Consider the following 21,295-nt stretch of genomic DNA (forward strand, 5'->3'; position numbering starts at 1 on the left):
CGGTAGCACTGCCCCCACAATAGAACACGTGTTCCCTTGATCGTGCGGACGAGTCGCGCGGGGCCGCTTCGCGCCCCCGGATTTGGTGGCCGGGCGGCGGGGTGGTTGGCTTGCCCGGACCCCGAGAACCAGGCCCTGGAGGAACCCGATGGCGCAGGTCGAGGCGACTACGGAGCGGATCGTCGCAGCGGACGCGGAGACGGTGTTCGACACCCTCGCCGACTACAGCGGCACCCGCGCGAAGCTGCTGCCCGAGCAGTTCAGCGAGTACGAGGTCCGCGAGGGCGGCGACGGCGAGGGCACCCTCGTCCACTGGAAGCTCCAGGCCACCAGCAAGCGCGTGCGCGACTGCCTGCTGGAGGTCACCGAGCCGACCGACGGCGAGCTCGTCGAGAAGGACCGCAACTCCTCCATGGTCACCACCTGGCGGGTCACCCCGGCCGGCGAGGGGAAGTCCCGGGTGGTCGTCGTCACCACCTGGCAGGGCGCAGGCGGTGTCGGCGGCTTCTTCGAGAAGACCTTCGCGCCCAAGGGCCTCGCCCGGATCTACGACGCCCTGCTCGTCAAGCTCGCGGCCGAGGTCGAGAAGTAGTCAAAGCACAAGCCGGGGGCGGCCGTTGGCCGCCTCACCGGTTCGAGTGATCTCCGCCCGAAACCACCGCACTTCCGTAACTCATCGCACTTGTTCGCAGTTGCCGCATCAGGCGGCAATTGTGAGCAGGTGTGACGAGGGGAGCGGAACATGGGCGGGATCACTCTGGTGCAGGACGAACCGGTCACCGCGCCCCCGACGCCCCCCGAACCCCCCGCACCGGGGCCCGGGCCGACAGCGGGGCTGAGTCCGCGCCGGGTGCGGCTCGTGTTCGTCGGACTGATGCTGGCGCTGCTGCTCGCCGCGCTGGAGCAGATGATCGTCGCCACCGCGCTGCCGAAGATCGTCGGCGAGCTGCACGGCCTGGACAAGATGTCCTGGGCGATCACCGCCTACCTGCTCACCTCCACCGTCGGCCTGCCGATCTACGGCAAGCTCGGTGACCTCTTCGGACGCAAGGGCGTCTTCCAGTTCGCCATCCTGGTGTTCGTCGTCGGCTCGGCACTCGCCGGACGGGCGCAGACCATGGACCAGCTGATCGCCTTCCGCGCCGTGCAGGGCGTCGGCGCGGGCGGCCTGATGATCGGTGTCCAGGCGATCATCGCGGACATCGTGCCGCCCCGCGAACGCGGCCGGTTCATGGGCCTGATCGGTGCCGCCTTCGGACTCGCCTCGGTCGCCGGCCCGCTGCTGGGCGGCTACTTCACCGACCACCTCTCCTGGCGCTGGTGCTTCTACGTCAACATCCCCTTCGGCCTGGTCACCATGGCCGTCGTGGCCGTGGTCCTGAAACTGCCCAAGCCGCAGGCCAAGCCGCGCCTGGACATCCTCGGGGCGCTGCTGCTCGCCGCCGCCTCCACCTGTCTGGTGCTGCTCACCAGTTGGGGAGGGACCGAGTACGCGTGGGGATCGAGGGTCATCCTGGGCCTCGCGGCCGGAGCGGTCGCCACCACGGTCCTCTTCCTGGTCGCCGAACACCTCGCGCCCGAACCGCTGATCCCCCTGCGGCTCTTCCGGGACTCCGTCTTCAACATCACCGGCCTGGTGGGCCTCGTCATCGGCGTCGCCCTGTTCGGCGCCGCCAGCTACCTGCCGACCTTCCTCCAGATGGTCGACGGTGCCACCGCCACCGAGTCGGGCCTGCTGATGCTGCCGATGATGGGCGGCATCGTCGGTGCCTCGATCATCTCCGGGCAGCTGATCAGCCGCACCGGGCACTACCGGTCCCACCCGATCCTCGGCAGCGCGCTGTCCGTCGTCGGCATGTGGCTGCTCTCGCGGCTCGACGCCGACACGCCCCGGCTGCACTACAGCATCTGGATGGCCGTCCTCGGCGCCGGTATCGGCATGGTGATGCCGGTCCTCGTCCTCGCCGTGCAGAACTCCGTGCGCCCCGCCGACCTCGGCACCGCCACCAGCGCCAACAACTACTTCCGGCAGATCGGCGGCAGCGTCGGCGCGGCGATCTTCGGCACCCTCTTCGCCGACCGGCTCACCGACGCCCTGGCCGACCGGGTCCCCGCCGAGGCGGGCGCCGCCCTGCCCGACGCCGAGGCCATCACCCCCCAGCTCGTCCACTCCCTGCCCCCGGCGCTGCGCGACGCCTACATCGGGGCGTACGCCGACGCCATGCCGCGGATCTTTCTCTACCTGGTGCCGGTGCTCGTCCTCGGGCTGCTCATCGCCCTCTTCCTCAAGGAGAAACCACTGGTGTCCCACAACGCCCCCGTCACCGACCCGGGGACCGCTCCGCCCGTCGCCCCCGTGCCGTCGGCCCGGTCCCCCCACGCCGCCGGCATCCCGGTCTGCGGCACGGTGCAGCATCCCGACGGCACCGTCGTGCCCCGCGCGGCGCTCACCCTCATCGACGTCGGCGGCCGGCAGATCGGCCGGGGCGCCAGCGGCGAGGACGGACGGTACGCACTGGCCACCCCGGGGCCGGGGGCGTACGTCCTGATCGCCGCGGCCGGCGGCCACCAGCCGCAGGCGGTCTCCGTGACCGTCGGCGAGCGCCCGGTGGACCTGGACGTCGTCCTGGGCGGCGCCGGGCGGCTCGCCGGAAGTGTGCTCACCGCCGACGGCAGCCCGGTGCGCGACGCGATCGTCACCCTCACCAACGTCCACGGAGAGGTCGTCGCCACCACCCGCAGCGGCCGGGAGGGCGGCTACGTCATCACCGAGCTGGTGGCCGGCGAGTACACGCTCGCCGCCAGCGCCCCCGCCTTCCGCCCGGCCGCCCTGCCGGTCAGCGTCCAGGCCGCCCGGGAGACCCGCCAGGACGTCGAGCTGGCGGGCGGCGCCGTGCTGCGCGGCACCGTGCGCGCCAGTGCCGGACGGGCCGTGGAGGACGCCCGCGTGACGCTGCTCGACGCGGCGGGCAACGTGGTGGACACGCTGACCACCGGACCCGACGGCACCTTCCGGTTCGTCGACCTGTCCTCCGGCGAGTACACCGTCATCGCCGCCGGCTACCCGCCCGTCGCCACCGTCCTCCAGGTGGCCGGCGGCGGCCGGACCGAACGCGACCTCCAGCTCGGGCACGAGGACTGAGTCCGAGGCACCGGCGCGCGCGTGCGCGCCGGTGCCTCCGTCCGTGCCCCCGCCGCCCCACCTCCACCCGCTGCCGCATCGCCGGGGCGCGCGCCGTTCGCACGTCCGGTGAAGGAATGCGCCGGGCGCTTGTGGCGGTGCGCCGGGCGCGGTAGACCGTACGGGTCCGTCGCCTCCGGCGGGCCGTACGTCGTCGCACCTGGGGAGACGGGCATGAGCGTGACGAGCCGGTACCGGGACGCCTGGGAGAGCTTCTGGAACGAGGCGCCCGAGGGACAGGGGGCGGTGTTCTGGGACGCGGAGCCGATGCTGACCTCCGGCCGCCACCTGGCCCACTTCGAGCCGCACCTGGTCGACCCCGCCCTGCCGTTGATCGACCTCGGCTGCGGCAACGGCACCCAGACGCGCTTCTTCGCCGACCGCTTCCCGCACGTCGTCGGCGCCGACCTGAGCGCCGCCGCCCTCGGCCACGCCCGCCGCTTCGACCCCGCCGGCCGGGCCGCCTACCGGCAGCTGGACGCCGCCGACAAGGCCGAGGCGCAGACGCTGCACGCGGAGCTGGGCGACGCCAACGTCTATGTGCGGGGCGTCCTGCACCAGTGCGAGCCCGACGATCGGCAGCCGCTGGCCGACGCCCTCGCCGTACTCCTCGGTAGGCGCGGGCGCGCCTTCCTGGTGGAGCCCGCCCAGGCCGCCCGGACGGTCCTCGCGGCGCTGGCCCAGAACCCCGAGGGCCCGCCGGCCAAACTGGCCCCCGTCCTGCGGCACGGGCTGACCCCCGGCGCCGTCCCCGACGAGGCGGTGCCGCAGCACCTGCGCGCGGCCGGTCTGACCGTCCTGGCAAGTGGCGAACTCCCGCTGTACACCACGGAGTACACACCGGACGGCACCAGGATCGAGCTGCCGTCGACGTGGGTGGTGGCGGGCCCGGGCGGGGGGTGACGTAGCCTGCCCGGCGATGACGAACGAGTTCAGCTACCTTCTCGCCCGCTGGGGCGACCGCGAGGAGTCCGCGTACGCGTGTGCCGTGCGCCTCGCGGAGTTCCTGGACCGGCTCGCGGCCCTGCACCCGGGACTGGCGGAGTGGGACGGGCTGGTCGGCGAGGACGAGACGGTGCCGCCCGACTCGTGGCCGCTGCGGGCCGGCGTGGCGGACACGGAACGGTTCGTCCGGCAGTGCCGGCGCGACGACGGGAACACGGCCGACGCGGCCGGTTTCCGGCTGCCCGCGCAGTCCCGTTCACGGGACCGTCCCCTGTCCCTGCACATCCACTGCGGCGGTCACCGGCACGGGCCCGACACCTGGAACACCGTCTGGCTCTCCCTCCCGGAACCGGCCCCCGCCGTGGCGCGGCGCTACGGCCGGGACGTCGTCCGGGGGCTGGTGACGTCCGCCGCGCGGGCGTGGCAGCCGGAGTGGGTCACCTTCGCCGACTCCCTCCTGGAGACGGGCCGCGACGGGACCGCCGAACGGCGTCCTGTCGGCTTCCTGACCTGGACGCCGGACCCCCCGGAGCCCGTGCTGGCCGACCTGCCCGAACTGCGTCGCGAGGAGGACGCGGGCGGTTCCCTGCTGACCCGGCCCGACTGGTGGCGGCCGTTTCCCGCTCCTTCGTAGCCGCCTCCCGCTCCGGCGCGTAACGTGACGCCCCATGAAGATCCTCATCAGCGCCGACATGGAGGGCGCCACCGGTGTCACCTGGCCGGCCGACGTGCTGCCGGGGACGCCGCAGTGGGAGCGGTGCCGGTCGATGTTCACCTCGGACGTGAACGCCGCCGTGCTGGGCTTCCTGGACGGCGGCGCCGACGAGGTGCTCGTCAACGAGGCCCACTGGACCATGCGCAACCTGCTCCTGGAGCAGCTCGACGAGCGGACCCACATGCTCACCGGCCGGCACAAGGCCCTCTCCATGGTGGAGGGCGTGCAGCACGGGGACGTGGACGGCATCGCCTTCGTCGGCTACCACGCGGGCGCCGGCATGGAGGGCGTCCTCGCGCACACCTACCTCGCCAACCAGATCACCGGCGTCTGGCTGAACGACGTACGGGCCAGCGAGGGACTGCTCAACGCGCACGTCGTCGCCGAGTACGGGGTGCCGGTGGTCCTGGTCACCGGGGACGACGTGGCCTGCGAGGACGCGCTCGGCTACGCGCCCGGGGCGCTGAAGGTCGCCGTCAAGGACCATGTGTCGCGTTACGCGGCGGTGTGCCGCACACCGGCCAGGACCGCCGCCGACATCCGGGCGGCGGCGAAGGAGGCGGCGGCCCTCGCGGTGCGCCACGAGCCGGTCGCCGGCGGACCGTTCACGGTCGCCGTGGAGTTCGACGCCGAGCACCTGGCCGCGGCCTCGACGGTGGTGCCGGGCGTGGCCCGGACCGGGGAGCGGAAGGTGGCGTACACCCACGACACCATGTTCGACGCGATCCGTACGTTCAAGGCGGTCACCACGATCGCCTCCGCCGCCGTGGAGGAGCAGTATGGCTGAGCAGGACCGGCACACCGGCGCCGAGGCACTGGACGAGGTCGTCCGGTTCACCTCCGAGCTGATCCGGATCGACACGACCAACCGGGGCGGCGGGGACTGCCGGGAGCGCCCGGCCGCCGAGTACGCCGCCGCGCGGCTCGCCGAGGCCGGCGTCGAGCCCACGCTGCTGGAGCGGACCGAGGGCCGGACCAACGTCGTGGCCCGCATCGAGGGCACCGACCCGTCGGCCGACGCGCTGCTCGTCCACGGCCACCTCGACGTGGTGCCCGCCGAGGCCGCCGACTGGAGCGTGCACCCCTTCTCCGGGGAGGTCCGCGACGGGGTCGTCTGGGGGCGCGGCGCCGTCGACATGAAGAACATGGACGCGATGATCCTGGCCGTCGTCCGCGACTGGGCCCGGCAGGGCGTACGGCCCCGGCGGGACATCGTCATCGCCTTCACCGCCGACGAGGAGGCCAGCGCCGAGGACGGCTCCGGCTTCCTCGCCGACCGCCACGCCGCACTGTTCGAGGGCTGCACCGAGGGCGTCAGCGAGTCCGGGGCGTTCACCTTCCACGACGGCGCAGGCCGCCAGTTCTACCCCATCGCCGCAGGCGAGCGCGGGACGGGCTGGCTGAAGCTCACCGCCCGCGGACGGGCCGGCCACGGCTCCAAGGTGAACCGGGAGAACGCGGTCACGCGCCTCGCCGCGGCCGTCACCCGCATCGGCGAGCACGAGTGGCCGCTGCGCCTGACCCCGACCGTGCGGGCGGCCCTGACCGAAATCGCCGCCGTCTACGGCATCGAGACCGACCTGGGCGACGTCGACGCCCTGCTGGACAAGCTGGGCCCCGCCGCCAAGCTGGTCGAGGCGACCGTCCGCAACAGCAGCAACCCGACGATGATGGACGCCGGTTACAAGGTCAACGTCATCCCCGGCGAGGCCGTCGCCCAGGTCGACGGACGCTTCCTGCACGGTCACGAGGACGAGTTCCGCGGCACCCTCGACCGGCTCACCGGACCGGACGTGGACTGGGAGTTCGTCCACCGCGAGGTCGCCCTCCAGGCACCGGTGGACTCACCCACGTACGCCGGGATGCGTGCCGCCGTCCAGGAGTTCGCCCCCGAGGGGCACGTGGTGCCGTACTGCATGTCGGGCGGCACGGACGCCAAGCAGTTCTCGCGGCTCGGCATCACCGGCTACGGGTTCGCGCCGCTGAAGCTGCCCGAGGGCTTCGACTACCAGGCGCTCTTCCACGGTGTGGACGAACGCGTCCCCGTCGAGGCGCTGCACTTCGGAGTCCGCGTCCTCGACCGGTTCCTGCGCACGGCCTAGGAGCGCGCGCTCCCCGGGCGCACGGCCCGGCAACGAAGCTGGAGGAGAAGTGGGGCAGTCGGTGCAGACACTGGCGTACGGAGCGTGGCCCTCGCCCGTCGACGCGGCCCTGGCCGCCGCGCACGACGGGCGGCCCGACGACGTGGGTTTCGTCGGCGACGAGGTGTGGTGGACCGCGCCCAGGCCCGCCGAGGGCGGCCGGCGCACGCTGGTGCGGCGGCGCCCCGACGGCACCGAGGAGTCGGTGCTGCCCGCGCCGTGGAACGTGCGCAGCCGCGTCATCGAGTACGGCGGCCGGCCCTGGGCCGCGCACCCGGGCGACGCCGGGCCGCTGCTGGTCTTCGTGCACTTCGCCGACCAGCGCCTGTACGTCTGCGAGCCGGGCGGCGGCGAACCCCGCCCCCTGACGCCCGTCTCGGCGGTGGGCGGCGGACTGCGCTGGGCCGAGCCCGAACTGCGGCCCGAGCGCGGCGAGGTGTGGTGCGTGCTGGAGGAGTTCACCGGCGACGGGCCCACCGACGTGCGTCGGGTCCCGGTGGCGGTGCCGCTGGACGGCTCGGCGGCCGACGACCGGAGCGCGGTCCGTGAACTCACCGGCGCCCGGCACCGCTTCGTCACCGGCCCCCGCCTCTCGCCCGACGGGCGGCGCGCGGCCTGGCTCGCCTGGGACCACCCGCGCATGCCCTGGGACGGCACCGAGCTGATCGTCGCCGAGGTCGGCGACGACGGCCTCCTCCGGGACGGCCGGACCGTCGCCGGCGGCCCCGAGGAGTCGATCGCGCAGGCGGACTGGGCGGCCGACGGCACCCTGCTGTACGCCTCCGACCGCACCGGCTGGTGGAACCTCTACCGCGACGGGCAGCCCCTGTGCGCCCGCGAGGAGGAGTTCGGCGGCCCGCTGTGGAAGCTCGGACAGCGCTGGTTCACCCCGCTGGACAGCGGCCTCGTCGCCGTCGTGCACGGACGGGGCGCCACCACGCTCGGCATACTCGACCCCGCGACCGGCGAGGTCGTCGACGCGGCCGGCCCCTGGACCGAGTTCGCGGCCACCCTCGCCGCGCACGGTGAGCGGATCGTCGCCGTCGGCGCGAGCCCGCGCACCTCCTACGAGGTGGTCGAACTGGACACCCGTACCGGCCGCGCCCGGGTGATCGGCGCGCGACACGACGACGCCGTCGACCCGGCCCACTACCCCGAGCCGCGGGCCCGCACCTTCACCGGACCCGGCGGGCGCGAGATCCACGCCCACCTCTACCCGCCCCACCACCCCGGCTGCCGGGCCCCCGACGGCGAGCTGCCGCCGTACGTGGTGTGGGCGCACGGCGGCCCCACCAGCCGTGCGCCCCTGGTGCTCGACCTGGAGATCGCCTACTTCACCTCGCGCGGCATCGGGGTCGCGGAGGTCAACTACGGCGGCTCCACCGGGCACGGCCGTGAGTACCGCGACCGGCTGCGCGAGCAGTGGGGCGTGGTCGACGTCGAGGACTGCGCCGCCGTCGCCCTCGCCCTCGCCGACGAGGGCACCGCCGACCGGGAGCGGCTCGCCGTGCGGGGCGGCAGCGCGGGCGGCTGGACGGCCGCCGCCAGCCTGGCCACGACCGACGTCTACGCCTGCGGCACGGTCATCTACCCCATCCTCGACCTGACCGGCTGGGGGACGGGGGAGACCCACGACTTCGAGTCGCGGTACCTGGAGGGCCTCATCGGCCCCTACGCCGAGGTCCCGGAACGCTACACCGAGCGGTCCCCCGCCGAGCACGCCGACCGCGTCACCGCGCCGTTCCTGCTCCTCCAGGGGCTGGACGACGTGATCTGCCCGCCCGTCCAGTGCGAGCGCTTCCTCGCCCGGATCGCGGGCCGGGGGGTGCCGCACGCCTACCTCGCCTTCGAGGGCGAGGGCCACGGATTCCGCCGGGCGGACACCATGGTGCGCGCCCTGGAGGCCGAGCTGTCCCTCTACGCGCAGGTCTTCGGCCTGACACCGGGGGACGTCCCGAAGCTGGAGCTGACCACGTGAGGGAACTGACCCGTCCGGCCCGGCTCGCCCCCGGCGCCCGGGTGGCCGTCGTCGCGCCCAGCGGGCCCGTGCCCGAGGAACGGCTCCAGGCGGGCCTGGACGTCCTGCGCGGCTGGGACCTCGACCCCGTCGTGGCCCCGCACGTCCTCGACCGGCACGGCACCTTCGACTACCTCGCGGGCACCGACGCCGACCGGGCCGCCGACCTCCAGGCCGCCTGGTGCGACCCGTCCGTGGACGCGGTGCTGTGCGCCCGCGGCGGGTACGGCGTCCAGCGCATGACCGACCTGCTCGACTGGACGGCGATGCGCGCGGCCGGGCCGAAGGTGTTCGTCGGCTTCAGCGACATCACCGCCCTGCACGAGGCGTTCGCCGGCCGGCTGGGCCTGGTCACACTGCACGGGCCGATGGCCGCGGGCATCGACTTCCTGAAGAACGCCCGGGCGCAGGAACACCTGAAGGCCACCCTGTTCGCCCCGGAGACCGTGCGCGTCATCGCCTCCGGCGGCACGCCGCTGGTCCCCGGCCGGGCGCGGGGCGTCACCCTCGGCGGCTGTCTGTGCCTGCTCGCCGCCGAACTGGGCACCCCGCACGCCCGTCCCTCCGCCCGCGGCGGGCTGCTGTGCCTGGAGGACGTGGGGGAGGAGACCTACCGGCTGGACCGCTACCTCACCCAGTTGCTGCGCTCCGGCTGGCTCGACGGCGTCGGCGGGGTGCTGCTCGGGTCCTGGCAGGACTGCGAGCCCTACGCGCGGCTGCGGCCGATGCTGGCCGACCGGCTCGGCGGCCTGGGCGTGCCGGTCGTCGAGGACTTCGGCTTCGGCCACTGCGAGGGGGCGCTGACCGTCCCGTTCGGCACAACGGCGGAACTCGACACCGACGCCGCGACCCTCACACTGGACCGGCCCGCCCTGGTCTGACCGGCCCCGGCGCGGGGCGGCACGGCGTCGTAGTCTGGCGGGATGCCGCACACCGCACCCCGCCACCTCGCCGAGGGCCCTCGCGTGGGCATACGGCACTTCACCTACGAGGACGGCGCCGAGTTCACCGCCCGGGCGCGGGAGAGCAAGGACCTGCACCACCCCTGGCTCTTCCCGCCGGACAGCGCCCAGGCGTACGAGGCCTACGCGTCCCGGCTCATCGAGGACCGGAGCAAAGCGGGGTTCCTGGTGTGCGAGAAGGGCACCGGCCCGGCCGGCGGCGGCTCCATCGCGGGCTTCGTCAACATCAACAACATCGTCCAGGGCGGCTTCCTCAGCGGCGCACTCGGCTACGGCGCCTTCGCGCACGCGGCGGGGCGCGGGCTGATGCGGGAGGGACTGGACCTCGTCGTGCGGTACGCCTTCGGGCCGATGCGGCTGCACCGGCTGGAGATCAACGTCCAGCCGGGCAACGCGGCCTCGATCGCGCTGGCCCGCGCCTGCGGCTTCCACCTGGAGGGCTTCTCGCCGAGGATGCTCTTCATCGACGGGGCCTGGCGGGACCATCAGCGCTGGGCGGTCACCGCCGAGACCGTGACTTCCGGTTGATCTTCATCGTGTCCAGGTCCGTCACCGTCGACCGCAGGTCCCGGAACCCGTAGCCGAGCCCGCGCAGCGTGCCCTCGGCCCGGTCCTCGGCGATGGCGCCCGCCATCTCCTCGCCGTCCGCCGCGTCCGAGACCACCACGTAGCGCATCGAGAAGTGCTTCAGCGGCGCGGGCTCGTACGACAGGGAGCCCTCCTCGGTGAAGCGCATGCTCGCCATGGAGTGGTCCGCGGCCTCGGCGAGCAGCCGGTCACGGGCCTGCTCGGTCAGCCCCTCCCAGGTGCCCCGGACGATCACCCGGTAGGTGTGCTGCTCACTCACGTGCCGCTCCTCGACGTCCCGTTCCCGCGTCACCGCGCCGACCGCCCGACCCTACGCCGCGCCCGGCCCGGCGCCCAGGGAATTAAACGTGAGCGACGTCGCGCCGACGCCCCATGCGAAGCCCCTGTTCACGGCGGCGCCGAGCGGCTTCCATGGGGAAGCGTGACGACGATCCGACGCGAGGTACTGACCCTGCCCGCCGCGCCGCTGGGACCGGACAACCCCCTGCCGCCGCTGCGCCCCCTGGACGAGGCCCACCGCATCGACGAACGCGACCTGGCGGGCCTGCCCCGCGACATGGCCCGCCAGGTCGGCCACGAGCCGCTGCGCAGCCTGCTGCCCCTGCGGGTCCGGGACGGCTACGACCGGCTGCGCCAGGACCGGGAGTTCGACGCCCTCGTCATCGAGAACGACCGGCTGCGGGCCACCGTCCTGCCCGGCCTCGGCGGCCGCGTCGCCTCCCTCCACCACAAGCCGACCGGCCGCGAACTCCTCTACACCAACCCCGTTTTCCAGCCCGCCAACTTCGCGCTCAACGGTGCCTGGTACTCCGGCGGCATCGAATGGAACATCGGCGCCACCGGACACACCGGCCTCTCCTGCTCGCCCGTGCACGCCGCCCGCACACCCGCCCCCGACGGCGGGGAGATGCTGCGCCTGTGGGAGTGGGAGCGGCTGCGCGACCTGCCCTTCCAGGTCGACCTGTGGCTGCCGGAGGGCTCGGACTTCCTGTACGTCGGCGCCCGGATCCGCAACCCGCACGAGCGCCCGGCGGCGACCTACTGGTGGTCCAACATCGCCGTCCCCGAGGACCGGCGCGTCCTCGCCCCGGCCGACGAGGCGTGGCTCTTCGGCTACGAGCGGCGGCTGCGCCGGGTGCCCGTGCCGGTCCACGACGGGGCCGACCGGACGTACCCGCGCAACAGCACCTACCCCGCCGACTGGTTCTACGAGGTGCCACAGGACCGGCGCCGCTGGATCGCCGCGCTCGACGAGGAGGGCCGCGGGCTGGTCCAGACCTCGACCGACGTGCTGCGGGGCCGCAAGCTCTTCGTGTGGGGCACAGGGCCCGGCGGGCGGCGCTGGCAGGAGTGGCTCACCGAACCCGGCACCGGCGGCTACTGCGAGATCCAGGCCGGACTCGCCCGCACCCAGCTGGAGCACGTCCGGCTGGAGGCGGAGAGCGAGGTGTCCTGGCTGGAGGCGTACGGACCGCTCGACGCGCCCGCCGAGGGCGAGTGGCACGCCGTACTGCGCGGCGCCGAGGAGCGGTTGGAGGCCGTCCTGCCGCGCGCCGACGTCGAGGCGGCCTACGCGGCCTGGCAGGAGTACGCCGACGCCGAGCCCGGCGAGTCCCTCGCCGCCGGGTCGGGCTGGGGAGCCCTCGAAGTACTGCGCGCGGGCTGGAAACTGCCCGGCACACCCTTCGCCGAGAGCACCCTGGGAGAGGAGCAGCGGCCCTGGCTTGAGCTGCTGCGCGCGGGGGCGCTGCCCGCACAGGGACGCCATGAACCGCCCGGGGGCACGCTGGTCGCCCGGCCCTGGCGGGACATGCTGGAGACCACGGCCGCCACCCCCGTCGCCGAGTACCACCTCGGTGTCGCCCAGTGGCACGGCGGCGACCGGGCGCAGGCGGTGCGCAGTTGGGAACGCGGCCTGAAGGACGCCGACGCGCGCTGGCCGCTGCTGCGCTGCCTCGCCGTCGCCGACCGGGAGGACGGCCACCACGAGCGGGCCGCCGACCGGTACGCCGCCGCCTACGACGACCTCTGCGCGCAGCCGTGGGACGAGACGGGCACCGGCGGTGCCCCGGGGGGTGACGAGGACCGGGCGGCCGTCACCGCCGCTCTCGGCCGCGAGGCGATCGAGGCCCTGCTCGCCGTCGGCCGCACGGCGGACGCCCGCGCGGTGTGGGAGCGGCTGCGTCCCGCGACCCGGGCCCGGGGCCGGTTCCGGCTGATCGAGGCGGCGCTGCTGGTCGCCGAGGGCCGGCCCGAGGAGGCACGGGCCGTCTTCGACGAGGGCTTCGAGGTCGCCGACCTGAGGGAGGGCGACGAGGTCGTCGGCCGCCTGTGGGCGCGGCTCGGCGACGAACCCCTCCCGGCGCGGCACGACTTCCGGATGCGGCCGGACGGGGAGTGACCCGCCCGGCCCGGACCCTACGCCCGCCGGTCCACGTACTCGTAGATCGCCCCGTCCGGATGCCGGGCGATCAGGTTGCGGCCGGCCGGCGTGGGGACCGGCCCCGCGATGACGTCCGCGCCCAGCGAGGTCAGGACGCGGTGGGTCTCCTCGACGTCCGCCACCGCGATCGTCGCGGCCACCTTGCGCAACACCTCGAGCTGGGACTCGGGTCCGCTCATCAGCAGGAAGCAGCCGACCGCGGCGACTTGGACGCCGCCGCGTTCGGAACGAAGGGCCGGGCTGCCGGCCAGACCCTCGTAGAAGGGGATCGCCTTCTCCAGGTCGTCGACGTAGATGCGCAGGGTGGCTCCCAGAATGTCCATGCGGACGAGCCTAGTTGGGGACGCCGGAGCCGTGCCCGCGGTCCGGCCCATGGAAGCCGCCCGTGCGGGTACCCGCAACGGTATGGACCGCATGGATCACTTGGAACACCTGGACAAGCACCTGGTCGACGAACTGGCGCAGGTGGCACGCGAGACCGTGCGCGACGAACTGCGCGAACAGACGCGCAAGCAGCGCCGCAAGGCCACGCTGTACGCCGCCTCCGGTGCGGCCGCCCTGTACGCGGGGGCCGCCCTCGCCCTCGCCGTGGGCCTGGTCCTCGCCATCGGCCTGCCGGGCTGGGCCGCCGCGCTGATCACGGCCGCGCTGCTGGGCGCCGCGGCCTACCTGCTGCGGAGCGCCGCCCGGCCGCACGCGTCCCGGACCCCGGAGCACGGTCCGGTCGCCGCCGGTGACGCGCCGGCCGGGCCGGGCATGCCGTACCCGCCGAAGCCGCCCGTCGCGCCCGCCGTACCGCGCCAGGACGGCAACGACGCCGACACCCCGCACGTCCGACGCTGACCGGCCGCGGCCGGACAGCACGGCGCCCCCCGGCGACGGACCGGGGGGCGCCTTCGTGCGCCGTGCCGTCAGGTGTCCTGCTGGAGCCGCGGCAGCACCTTCGTACGGTAGAAGTCGAAGAAGCCGCGCAGGTCGGGGCCGATCTGGTTGACGTAGACGCGGTCGAAGCCGGCGTCGGCGAACCCCCTCAGCTCCGCGACGTGCTCGTCCACGTCGTCGCCGCAGACCCGGTTGTCCCGGACCATGTCCTCGGTGACCAGGGTCTGCGCCTGCTCGAAGTGGGCCGGTGAGGGCAGCACCTGGCCCAGCTCGCCCGGCAGCAGCTCGTTGGCCCACAGCCGGTGCACGGTCCGCACCGCCGCGTCCCGGTCTGTGTCGTAGCAGACCTTGGTGCCGCCGCTGACGAGCTTCCCGCCGCCCCCGCCCTTGCGGTACTGCTCCACCATCGAGGCGTCCGGCATCATCGTGATGTACCCGTCGCCCACCCGGGCCGCCAGCTTGGTCGCCGCCGGGCCGAAGCCGGAGATGTCGATCGGGACGGGCTCGTCCGGGACCGTGTACAGACGGGCGTTCTCCACCGTGTAGTGCGTGCCGTGGTGGTTGACCTCCTCGCCGGTGAACAGCCGGCGCATGATCAGGATGGCCTCCTCCAGCATCTCCAGCCGTACGTGCGCGGCGGGCCAGGCGTCCCCGAGGATGTGCTCGTTGAGCGCCTCGCCGGTGCCCACCCCGAGCCGGAAGCGGCCCTCGGACATCACCGCGCTCGTCGCCGCGGCCTGCGCCACCACCGCCGGGTGCATCCGCACGGTCGGGCAGGTCACCGCCGTCTCGACGGGCAGCGACACCGCCTCCGACAGCGCGCCGATCACCGACCACACGAAGGGGCTCTGCCCCTGCTCGCCGTTCCAGGGGTGGTAGTGGTCCGAGATCCACAGTGCCTGGAAACCGGCCTGTTCGGCCATGCGCGCCTGGTCGATCAGTTCCGCGGGACCGTACTGCTCGCAGGAGAGGAAATAGCCGTACTCGGGCATGGGGGGCCGCCTCCGTGACATGCGTCGGGTGGGTCCGGGGCCGGGTACCCGGGCGCTCGGGGGGAAACCGGGCGCCGCGGCCGCCCCTTCCGGCGACGTTTGGGTGCCCCGGCCCAGGGGACGCGGAAGGCTCACGAGGTACGCGACAGCCCGGAGGCGAACCGTGAGCCGACCCCGCATCGTGATCGTCGGCGCCGGCTTCGCCGGGTACCGGACGGCCCGCGCCCTGTCCCGGCTCACCCGGCACCAGGCCGACATCACCCTGCTCAACCCGACCGACTACTTCCTCTACCTGCCGCTGCTGCCGCAGGTCGCCGCCGGGGTCCTGGAACCGCGCCGGGTCACCGTCTCCCTGTCGGGCTCGCTGCCGCGCGTACGGCTGGTGCTCGGGGAGGCCGAGGACATCGACCTCGACGCGCACACCGTGCGCTACACCGGCCCCGAGGGCGGCGAGGGGACGCTGTCCTTCGACCGGCTCGTGCTCGCCGCGGGCAGCGTCAACAAACTGCTGCCGATCCCCGGCGTCGCCGAGCACGCCCACGGCTTCCGCGGGCTGCCGGAGGCGCTGTACCTGCGCGACCACGTGACCCGGCAGGTGGAGCTGGCCGCCGCGGCCGAGGACCGCCGGGAGTGCGCCGCGCGGTGCACCTTCGTCGTGGTCGGCGCCGGCTACACCGGTACCGAGGTGGCCGCGCACGGTCAGATGTACACCGACGCGCAGGTGCGCAGCCATCCCCTGCGCACCGGCATGCGGCCCCGCTGGATGCTGCTGGACGTGGCGCCGCGGGTGCTGCCCGAGATGGACGAGCGGCTGTCCCGGACCGCCGAGCGGGTACTGCGGCAGCGGGGCGTCGACGTGCGGATGGGCCTCTCCGTGAAGGAGGCCACGCACGACGGGGTACTGCTGACCGACGGCACGAGCGTCGACACCCGCACCCTCGTGTGGTGCGTGGGCGTGCGGCCCGACCCCCTGGTGGAGTCGCTCGGGCTGCCCATGGAGCGCGGCCGGCTGCTCGTGGACCCCCACCTCCAGGTGCCGGGGCGTCCCGAGCTGTTCGCCTGCGGTGACGTGGCCGCGGTGCCCGACCTCGACCGGCCGGGTCAGTACACGCCGATGACCGCGCAGCACGCCTGGCGGCACGGCAAGGTCTGCGCCCGGAACGTCGCCGCGTCGCTCGGTATCGGCGAGCGGCGCGCCTACCGCCACCGCGACCTGGGGTTCGTGGTGGACCTGGGCGGCGCCAAGGCGGCCGCCAATCCGCTGGGTGTCCCGCTGTCCGGCCCGGCGGCGGGCGCGGTCACCCGCGGCTACCACCTCGCGGCGATGCCGGGCAACCGCGTCCGGGTCGCCGCGGACTGGCTGCTGGACGCGGTGTTGCCCCGCCAGGCCGTCCAGCTGGGCCTCGTGCGCTCCTGGTCCGTGCCCCTGGAATCGGCCTCGCCGGAGGTGGCACGGGTACCGGGGCGGACGGAACCACGGAGTTCCGAGCACGGCGGAGCGGACGGGCGGACGGGCGCGGCCGCACGGAATCAGGCCGGCGGTGAGGCGGCCGGGAGCCGGGCCGGCGGTGCTGCGGCCGGGAATCAGCCCGGCGGTGACGCCCGTGCGAAGCGGCCGGGTGACAAGGCGGGCGGGAGCCGGTCGCCCGGTGGGCCGCCGGGGAAGGGCCGGCCGCCCGGCACCGCCCGGGCCTCCGGCGAGCCCGGCGGACCACGGCCTTCCGGTGCCGCGCCCGGCCCGGTGCGCTCCGCCGAGATACCCCCCGACCCCGGACCCGAACCCCCGGCGGACCAGCCGCCCGCCGGACCCGACATCGCCCCCGGCCCCGTCAGGCGAACCGACGGCCGTGCCGTGGAAGGAGACTCATGAACACCGGTGAACTCGTCGACCTCGGACAGCAGTTGCGCGTCGACAGCGTACGGGCGTCCGCTGCCGCGGGCTCCGGCCATCCGACGTCGTCGATGTCCGCCGCGGACCTGGTGGCCGTACTCCTGGCCCACCACCTCCGCTACGACTTCGCGCGTCCCGCCCACCCCGGCAACGACCGCTTCGTCCTCTCCAAGGGGCACGCCTCGCCCCTCCTGTACTCCGCCTACAAGGCGGCCGGCGCCATCGACGACGAGGAACTGCTCACCTTCCGCAAGCTGGGCAGCCGCCTGGAGGGGCACCCCACCCCGCAGCGGCTGCCGTGGGTCGAGACGGCTACGGGGTCGCTCGGCCAGGGGCTGCCCGTCGGCGTCGGCATCGCGCTCTGCGGCAAGCGACTGGACCGCACCGACTACCGCGTGTGGGTGCTGTGCGGCGACAGCGAGCTGGCCGAGGGCTCCGTCTGGGAGGCCGCGGAGCACGCCGGGTACGAGCGCCTCGACAACCTCGTCGTGATCGTCGACGTCAACCGCCTCGGCCAGCGCGGACCGACCCGGCACGGCCACGACCTGGACGCGTACGCACGCCGCTTCCGGGCCTTCGACTGGCACACGATCGAGATCGACGGCCACGACGTCGACGCGATCGACCGCGCCTACGGCGAGGCACTCTCCACCACGGGCCAGCCCACCGCCATCATCGCCCGCACCCTCAAGGGCAAGGGCGTCCAAGCCGTGGAGGACCGCGAGGGCAAGCACGGCAAGCCGCTGCCCGAGGCCGAGGAGGCCGTCGCCGAACTCGGCGGCCCGCGCGACCTCACGGTCCGGGTGCAGGAACCGCCCGCCGCCCGGGCGCTGCACTCGGTGGGCACCGGGGAGATCGAACTGCCCCGCTACGACCCGGGCGACGAGGTCGCCACCCGCAACGCCTTCGGAGAGGCGCTCGCCGCGCTCGGCACCGCCCGCGGCGACGTCGTCGCCCTCGACGGCGAGGTCGGCGACTCCACCCGCGCCGAGTACTTCGCCAAGGAACACCCCGAGCGCTACTTCGAGTGCTACATCGCCGAACAGCAGATGGTCGCGACCGCGGTGGGCATGGCGGCGCGCGGCTGGGTGCCGTTCGCCACCTCCTTCGCCGCGTTCCTGACCCGCGCCCACGACTTCGTGCGCATGGCCTCGGTCAGCGGCTCCGGCATCAACCTGGTCGGCTCCCACGCGGGCGTCGCCATCGGCGAGGACGGGCCCAGCCAGATGGGCCTGGAGGACCTGGCGATGATGCGGGCCGTCCACGGCTCGACCGTGCTGTACCCGTGCGACGCCAACCAGACCGCCCGCCTGGTCGCCGGGATGGCCGGGCTGGAGGGCATCCGCTACCTGCGCACCTCGCGCGGGGGCAGCAAGGTGATCTACGGCCCCGACGAGGAGTTCCCGGTCGGCGGCAGCAAGGTCCTGCGCACCTCCGACCGCGACCGGCTCACCGTCGTCGCGGCCGGCGTCACCGTGCACGAGGCGCTCGCCGCGGCCGACGCCCTGGAGGAGGACGGCATCCAGGTCCGCGTGATCGACCTGTACTCCGTCAAGCCCGTCGACCGGGACACGCTGCGCCGGGCCGCCGAGGACACCGGCTGTCTGCTGACCGTGGAGGACCACCGCCAGGAGGGCGGCCTCGGGGACGCGGTCCTCGACGCGTTCTGCGACGGGCGGCCCGTGCCGCGCCTGGTCCGGCTGGCGGTCGGGACGATGCCCGGCTCCGCGAGCCCGGCCGAGGAACTGCACGCCGCGGGGATCGACGCCGAGTCGGTCGCGGCCGCCGTACGGATGCTCGTCGAGCAGGCGATCGTCCCGTGAGCGCAGGCGCCGTACGGACCGTCCGGGCCGGGCGGCACACGGTGGAGGTCCACCGGCCCGACAAGGTGCTGTTCCCCGCGGGCGACGACGGGGACGGCGGACGGGGCGAGGAGTACACCAAGGGTGATCTCGTCGACTACTACCGGGCCGCCGCCCCGTTCCTCCTGCCCCACCTGCGGGGCCGGCCGCTGATGCTGGAGCGGCACCCGGACGGTGTCGACGGACCGCGGTTCATGCAGAAGAACACCCCGGAGCACTATCCGGACTGGATCGACCGCGTCGAGGTCGGCAAGGAGGGCGGCACCGTCCGCCACACCGTGTGCGACGACACCGCCACCCTCCTCTACCTGGCCGACCAGGCCGCCCTCACCCTGCACCGCTGGCTGTCCCGGCGCGGGCAGGTCGACCGGCCGGACCGGCTGGTCTTCGACCTCGACCCGGCCGGCGACGACTTCCCGGCGGTCCGGGAGGCCGCCCGGCTGCTGGGCGAACTGCTCGACGAACTGAAGCTGCCCTCGGCCCTCATGACCACCGGATCCCGGGGACTGCACGCGGTCGTGCCGCTCGACGGCCGCCAGGACTTCGACGACGTACGGGAGTTCGCGCGGGACGTCGCCGAGGTACTGGCCGCGGCCCACCCCGACCGGCTCACCACCGCCGCCCGCAAGAAGGACCGCGGCGACCGGCTCTACCTGGACATCCAGCGCAACGCCTACGCGCAGACCGCGGTCGCCCCGCTCACCGTCCGCGCCCGGCCCGGTGCGCCCGTCGCCACGCCCATCTCCTGGGACCAGCTCGACGACCCCGGGCTGCACGCCCGCCGCTGGACCATCGCGGACGCCGTCGACCAGGTCCGCACCCAGCCCTGGGAGGGGATCATGAGCCGCGCCCGGGCGCTCGGTCCCGCCCGTCGGCGGCTGAACGCCCTGCGCGGCTGACCGGCCCGGGCGCGCGGGCCGTCCGGTTGCGGCGGCGCGTGGCACATGCATGTGCCCGTGGAGGTTTGGCGAACACACTTGCGGCCACACGGGAGGGGAGGTGGCCATGGCGAACACGAACAACACATCCGAATCACAAGACTCGCAACAGAGTTCACAAGAATCACAGGACTCACAGAAGACCCAGAAGTCAGACAACTCACGCAGCACACGCAGTTCACAGAAAACTCAAAGCAAACAGGAGCCCCGTAGGCCCCGGCCGATGGAGATCCTGCGCGAGGCGCGTGCCCAGCTCGCCGAGTTGACCGGCATGACCGCCGAGTCGGTGTCGTCCTTCGAGCAGACGGAGGACGGATGGGCGCTGGAGGTCGAGGTCCTCGAACTCGAGCGCGTCCCCGACACGATGAGCCTGATGGCGAGCTACCAGGTCGAGCTGGACCCCGACGGGCAGCTCACCGGTTACCGGCGCGTCCGGCGCTACGAGCGCGGCCGGGCGGACACGCGCGGCGGCCGCTAGGCCGTCCGACCGGACACACACCCACAGACGAGATGGAGGGATTGCTGGCATGACTGTCGTACCGGCACAACAGACCGGCGGCGGAGGCGGCAGCAGCGGCCTTTACGACGTGCTCGAGCTTGTTCTGGACAGGGGACTCGTCATCGACGCGTTCGTGCGCGTCTCCCTGGTCGGCATCGAGATCCTGAAGATCGACGTCCGTGTCGTCGTCGCCAGTGTCGACACGTATCTGCGCTTCGCCGAGGCGTGCAACCGGCTCGACCTGGAGGCCGGGCCGCGCAAGGACCCGGGCCTGCCCGACCTGGTCGGATCGATCACCGAGTCCGGCGCCAAGGGCAAGTCCAAGGGGGCGCTGTCCGGCGCCGCCGAGACCATATCGGACGCGTTCAAGCAGGCCCGCGACGAGGGCGGCTCCGAGCGTGAGACCGCCTCGCGCCCGCGCGCCCGCAAGTCGACCGCCTCGCGCCGTAAGGAGGAGCAGGAGTGAGCACGTACGTCTACGGCATCACCGCCGGTTCGCACCCCTCGCTCCCCGAGGGCATCGCCGGCGTCGGTGAGCCGCCGCGCGAGGTGCGGATCCTGAAGGCGGGCGATCTGGCGGCCGTCGTCAGTGACGCGCCGGAGGGCCTGCGCCCCAAGCGCAGGGAACTGCTCGCCCACCAGAACGTACTCAGCGAGGCGGGCGCGGGCGGCTGCGTGCTGCCCATGCGCTTCGGCAGCGTCGCCCCGGACGACGCCTCGGTCACGGGCGTGCTGGCCGAGCGGGCGGACCACTACACGGAGCGCCTCGCGGCGCTGGACGGCCGGGTCGAGTACAACGTCAAGGCCAACCACGTCGAAGAGGCCGTGCTGCACCACGTGATGGCCGACAACCCGGAGATCCGGGCGCTGGCCGAGTCCAACCGGCAGTCGGGCGGCGGCAGCTACGAGACCAAGATCCAGCTCGGCGAGATGGTCGCCGCGGCGGTCCAGCGCAAGGAGGCCGAGGACGCGGTCGCGGTGGAGCGCGCCCTGGACGCGGTCGCCGACGCCGTGAGCGTGGGTCCCGAGTCCACCGGGTGGCTGGCCAACGTCTCGTACCTGGTGAAGCAGGACGCGGCCGAGGAGTTCCTCGCCGCCGTGGAGCGGGCCCGCAAGGACATGCCGCACCTGGAGGTGCGCGTGAACGGCCCCCTGCCGCCGTACAGCTTCGTCGAGCCCGGCCCGGCCGAGCCCGCGGGCACCGCGGCCGGCGGGATGGATGTCGGAACGGAGTGAGGA

At 73.9% G+C, this 21,295-nt stretch carries 20 protein-coding genes; 17 read left to right on the forward strand and 3 right to left on the reverse strand.

The window, feature by feature from the left end:
• The first annotated feature begins 148 nt into the window (after positions 1-148).
• The 9 genes from AC07FV_RS10960 to AC07FV_RS11000 all read left to right on the forward strand — a co-directional run bounded on the left by AC07FV_RS10960 (position 149) and on the right by AC07FV_RS11000 (position 10,489).
• The gene (locus AC07FV_RS10960; RefSeq protein WP_391968370.1) at positions 149-592 is read left to right on the forward strand and encodes an SRPBCC family protein; all 444 of its coding nucleotides are present in this window, start codon (positions 149-151) and stop codon (positions 590-592) included.
• Positions 593-742: 150 nt separating this feature from the next.
• Entirely contained in the window at positions 743-3,142 is a 2,400-nt protein-coding gene (locus tag AC07FV_RS10965; RefSeq protein WP_479086303.1) for an MFS transporter, read from the forward strand.
• A gap of 213 nt (positions 3,143-3,355) precedes the next feature.
• Entirely contained in the window at positions 3,356-4,084 is a 729-nt protein-coding gene (locus tag AC07FV_RS10970; protein WP_479086305.1) for a class I SAM-dependent methyltransferase, read from the forward strand.
• 16 nt (positions 4,085-4,100) lie between these two features.
• Positions 4,101-4,760 carry an Imm52 family immunity protein gene (locus tag AC07FV_RS10975; protein ID WP_479086306.1) on the forward strand — a complete coding sequence of 220 codons (660 nt, stop codon included), beginning with the start codon at positions 4,101-4,103 and terminating at the stop codon, positions 4,758-4,760.
• Positions 4,761-4,794: 34 nt separating this feature from the next.
• Complete coding sequence (locus tag AC07FV_RS10980; protein ID WP_479086307.1) at positions 4,795-5,628, forward strand: M55 family metallopeptidase; 834 nt, start codon at positions 4,795-4,797, stop codon at positions 5,626-5,628.
• Positions 5,621-6,943, forward strand: a complete 1,323-nt coding sequence (locus tag AC07FV_RS10985; protein ID WP_479086309.1) for a M20/M25/M40 family metallo-hydrolase — start codon at positions 5,621-5,623, stop codon at positions 6,941-6,943. The genes AC07FV_RS10980 and AC07FV_RS10985 overlap by 8 nt, the downstream gene beginning before the upstream one ends.
• 61 nt (positions 6,944-7,004) lie before the next feature.
• On the forward strand, positions 7,005-8,960 hold the full coding sequence (locus AC07FV_RS10990) for a S9 family peptidase (protein WP_479086311.1): 1,956 nt from the start codon (positions 7,005-7,007) through the stop codon (positions 8,958-8,960).
• Positions 8,957-9,880 (forward strand): S66 peptidase family protein, encoded by a 924-nt coding sequence (locus AC07FV_RS10995; protein WP_479086313.1) that lies wholly within the window; start codon positions 8,957-8,959, stop codon positions 9,878-9,880. The genes AC07FV_RS10990 and AC07FV_RS10995 overlap by 4 nt, the downstream gene beginning before the upstream one ends.
• A gap of 42 nt (positions 9,881-9,922) precedes the next feature.
• Positions 9,923-10,489 carry a GNAT family N-acetyltransferase gene (locus tag AC07FV_RS11000; protein WP_479086315.1) on the forward strand — a complete coding sequence of 189 codons (567 nt, stop codon included), beginning with the start codon at positions 9,923-9,925 and terminating at the stop codon, positions 10,487-10,489.
• On the opposite strand, the gene AC07FV_RS11005 is transcribed toward AC07FV_RS11000, so the two are convergent.
• Complete coding sequence (locus AC07FV_RS11005; protein ID WP_479016860.1) at positions 10,461-10,808, reverse strand: DUF6204 family protein; 348 nt, start codon at positions 10,806-10,808, stop codon at positions 10,461-10,463. The genes AC07FV_RS11000 and AC07FV_RS11005 overlap by 29 nt on opposite strands.
• Before the next feature lie 162 nt (positions 10,809-10,970).
• Here AC07FV_RS11005 and AC07FV_RS11010 point away from each other — a divergent pair, with 162 nt between their 5' ends.
• Complete coding sequence (locus AC07FV_RS11010; protein WP_479086317.1) at positions 10,971-12,950, forward strand: DUF5107 domain-containing protein; 1,980 nt, start codon at positions 10,971-10,973, stop codon at positions 12,948-12,950.
• A 17-nt stretch (positions 12,951-12,967) separates the two neighbouring features.
• Here the strand turns inward: AC07FV_RS11010 and AC07FV_RS11015 are convergent, their stop codons facing one another.
• On the reverse strand, positions 12,968-13,315 hold the full coding sequence (locus AC07FV_RS11015; RefSeq protein WP_479086318.1) for a VOC family protein: 348 nt from the start codon (positions 13,313-13,315) through the stop codon (positions 12,968-12,970).
• 82 nt (positions 13,316-13,397) lie between these two features.
• Here AC07FV_RS11015 and AC07FV_RS11020 point away from each other — a divergent pair, with 82 nt between their 5' ends.
• Positions 13,398-13,835, forward strand: a complete 438-nt coding sequence (locus tag AC07FV_RS11020; protein WP_479086319.1) for a phage holin family protein — start codon at positions 13,398-13,400, stop codon at positions 13,833-13,835.
• Between the two features lie 68 nt (positions 13,836-13,903).
• On the opposite strand, the gene AC07FV_RS11025 is transcribed toward AC07FV_RS11020, so the two are convergent.
• Positions 13,904-14,866: an LLM class F420-dependent oxidoreductase gene (locus AC07FV_RS11025; protein ID WP_479086321.1), complete on the reverse strand. Its 963-nt coding sequence runs from the start codon at positions 14,864-14,866 to the stop codon at positions 13,904-13,906.
• 163 nt (positions 14,867-15,029) lie between these two features.
• On the opposite strand from AC07FV_RS11025, the gene AC07FV_RS11030 reads away from it, so the two are divergent.
• The 6 genes from AC07FV_RS11030 (at position 15,030) to AC07FV_RS11055 (ending at position 21,292) form a co-directional block, all read left to right on the forward strand.
• On the forward strand, positions 15,030-16,736 hold the full coding sequence (locus tag AC07FV_RS11030) for an NAD(P)/FAD-dependent oxidoreductase (RefSeq protein ID WP_479086323.1): 1,707 nt from the start codon (positions 15,030-15,032) through the stop codon (positions 16,734-16,736).
• Positions 16,733-18,580, forward strand: a complete 1,848-nt coding sequence (locus AC07FV_RS11035; protein WP_479086324.1) for a transketolase — start codon at positions 16,733-16,735, stop codon at positions 18,578-18,580. Before AC07FV_RS11030 ends, AC07FV_RS11035 begins: the two co-directional genes overlap by 4 nt.
• Positions 18,577-19,518 (forward strand): non-homologous end-joining DNA ligase, encoded by a 942-nt coding sequence (gene ligD / locus AC07FV_RS11040; RefSeq protein WP_479086325.1) that lies wholly within the window; start codon positions 18,577-18,579, stop codon positions 19,516-19,518. The genes AC07FV_RS11035 and ligD overlap by 4 nt, the downstream gene beginning before the upstream one ends.
• A gap of 106 nt (positions 19,519-19,624) precedes the next feature.
• Complete coding sequence (locus tag AC07FV_RS11045) at positions 19,625-20,035, forward strand: gas vesicle protein GvpO (RefSeq protein WP_479086326.1); 411 nt, start codon at positions 19,625-19,627, stop codon at positions 20,033-20,035.
• 49 nt (positions 20,036-20,084) lie between these two features.
• Positions 20,085-20,522, forward strand: a complete 438-nt coding sequence (locus tag AC07FV_RS11050; RefSeq protein WP_383639687.1) for a gas vesicle structural protein GvpA — start codon at positions 20,085-20,087, stop codon at positions 20,520-20,522.
• Positions 20,519-21,292 (forward strand): GvpL/GvpF family gas vesicle protein, encoded by a 774-nt coding sequence (locus AC07FV_RS11055; protein WP_479086328.1) that lies wholly within the window; start codon positions 20,519-20,521, stop codon positions 21,290-21,292. Before AC07FV_RS11050 ends, AC07FV_RS11055 begins: the two co-directional genes overlap by 4 nt.
• The last annotated feature ends 3 nt before the right edge of the window (positions 21,293-21,295 follow it).

This window comes from Streptomyces sp. NPDC045956 (assembly GCF_056430705.1).

What these genes read in the sequence shown, in the direction of transcription:
- AC07FV_RS10975 (WP_479086306.1), top strand. Translation starts at nt 4,101, where the DNA reads ATGACGAACGAGTTCAGCTACCTTCTCGCCCGCTGGGGCGACCGCGAG.
- AC07FV_RS11045 (WP_479086326.1), top strand. Translation starts at nt 19,625, where the DNA reads ATGGCGAACACGAACAACACATCCGAATCACAAGACTCGCAACAGAGT.
- AC07FV_RS10965 (WP_479086303.1), top strand. Translation starts at nt 743, where the DNA reads ATGGGCGGGATCACTCTGGTGCAGGACGAACCGGTCACCGCGCCCCCG.
- AC07FV_RS10970 (WP_479086305.1), top strand. Translation starts at nt 3,356, where the DNA reads ATGAGCGTGACGAGCCGGTACCGGGACGCCTGGGAGAGCTTCTGGAAC.
- AC07FV_RS11000 (WP_479086315.1), top strand. Translation starts at nt 9,923, where the DNA reads ATGCCGCACACCGCACCCCGCCACCTCGCCGAGGGCCCTCGCGTGGGC.
- AC07FV_RS10980 (WP_479086307.1), top strand. Translation starts at nt 4,795, where the DNA reads ATGAAGATCCTCATCAGCGCCGACATGGAGGGCGCCACCGGTGTCACC.
- AC07FV_RS11035 (WP_479086324.1), top strand. Translation starts at nt 16,733, where the DNA reads ATGAACACCGGTGAACTCGTCGACCTCGGACAGCAGTTGCGCGTCGAC.
- AC07FV_RS11020 (WP_479086319.1), top strand. Translation starts at nt 13,398, where the DNA reads ATGGACCGCATGGATCACTTGGAACACCTGGACAAGCACCTGGTCGAC.
- AC07FV_RS10960 (WP_391968370.1), top strand. Translation starts at nt 149, where the DNA reads ATGGCGCAGGTCGAGGCGACTACGGAGCGGATCGTCGCAGCGGACGCG.
- AC07FV_RS11025 (WP_479086321.1), bottom strand. Translation starts at nt 14,866, where the DNA reads ATGCCCGAGTACGGCTATTTCCTCTCCTGCGAGCAGTACGGTCCCGCG.
- AC07FV_RS11050 (WP_383639687.1), top strand. Translation starts at nt 20,085, where the DNA reads ATGACTGTCGTACCGGCACAACAGACCGGCGGCGGAGGCGGCAGCAGC.
- AC07FV_RS10985 (WP_479086309.1), top strand. Translation starts at nt 5,621, where the DNA reads ATGGCTGAGCAGGACCGGCACACCGGCGCCGAGGCACTGGACGAGGTC.
- AC07FV_RS11015 (WP_479086318.1), bottom strand. Translation starts at nt 13,315, where the DNA reads ATGGACATTCTGGGAGCCACCCTGCGCATCTACGTCGACGACCTGGAG.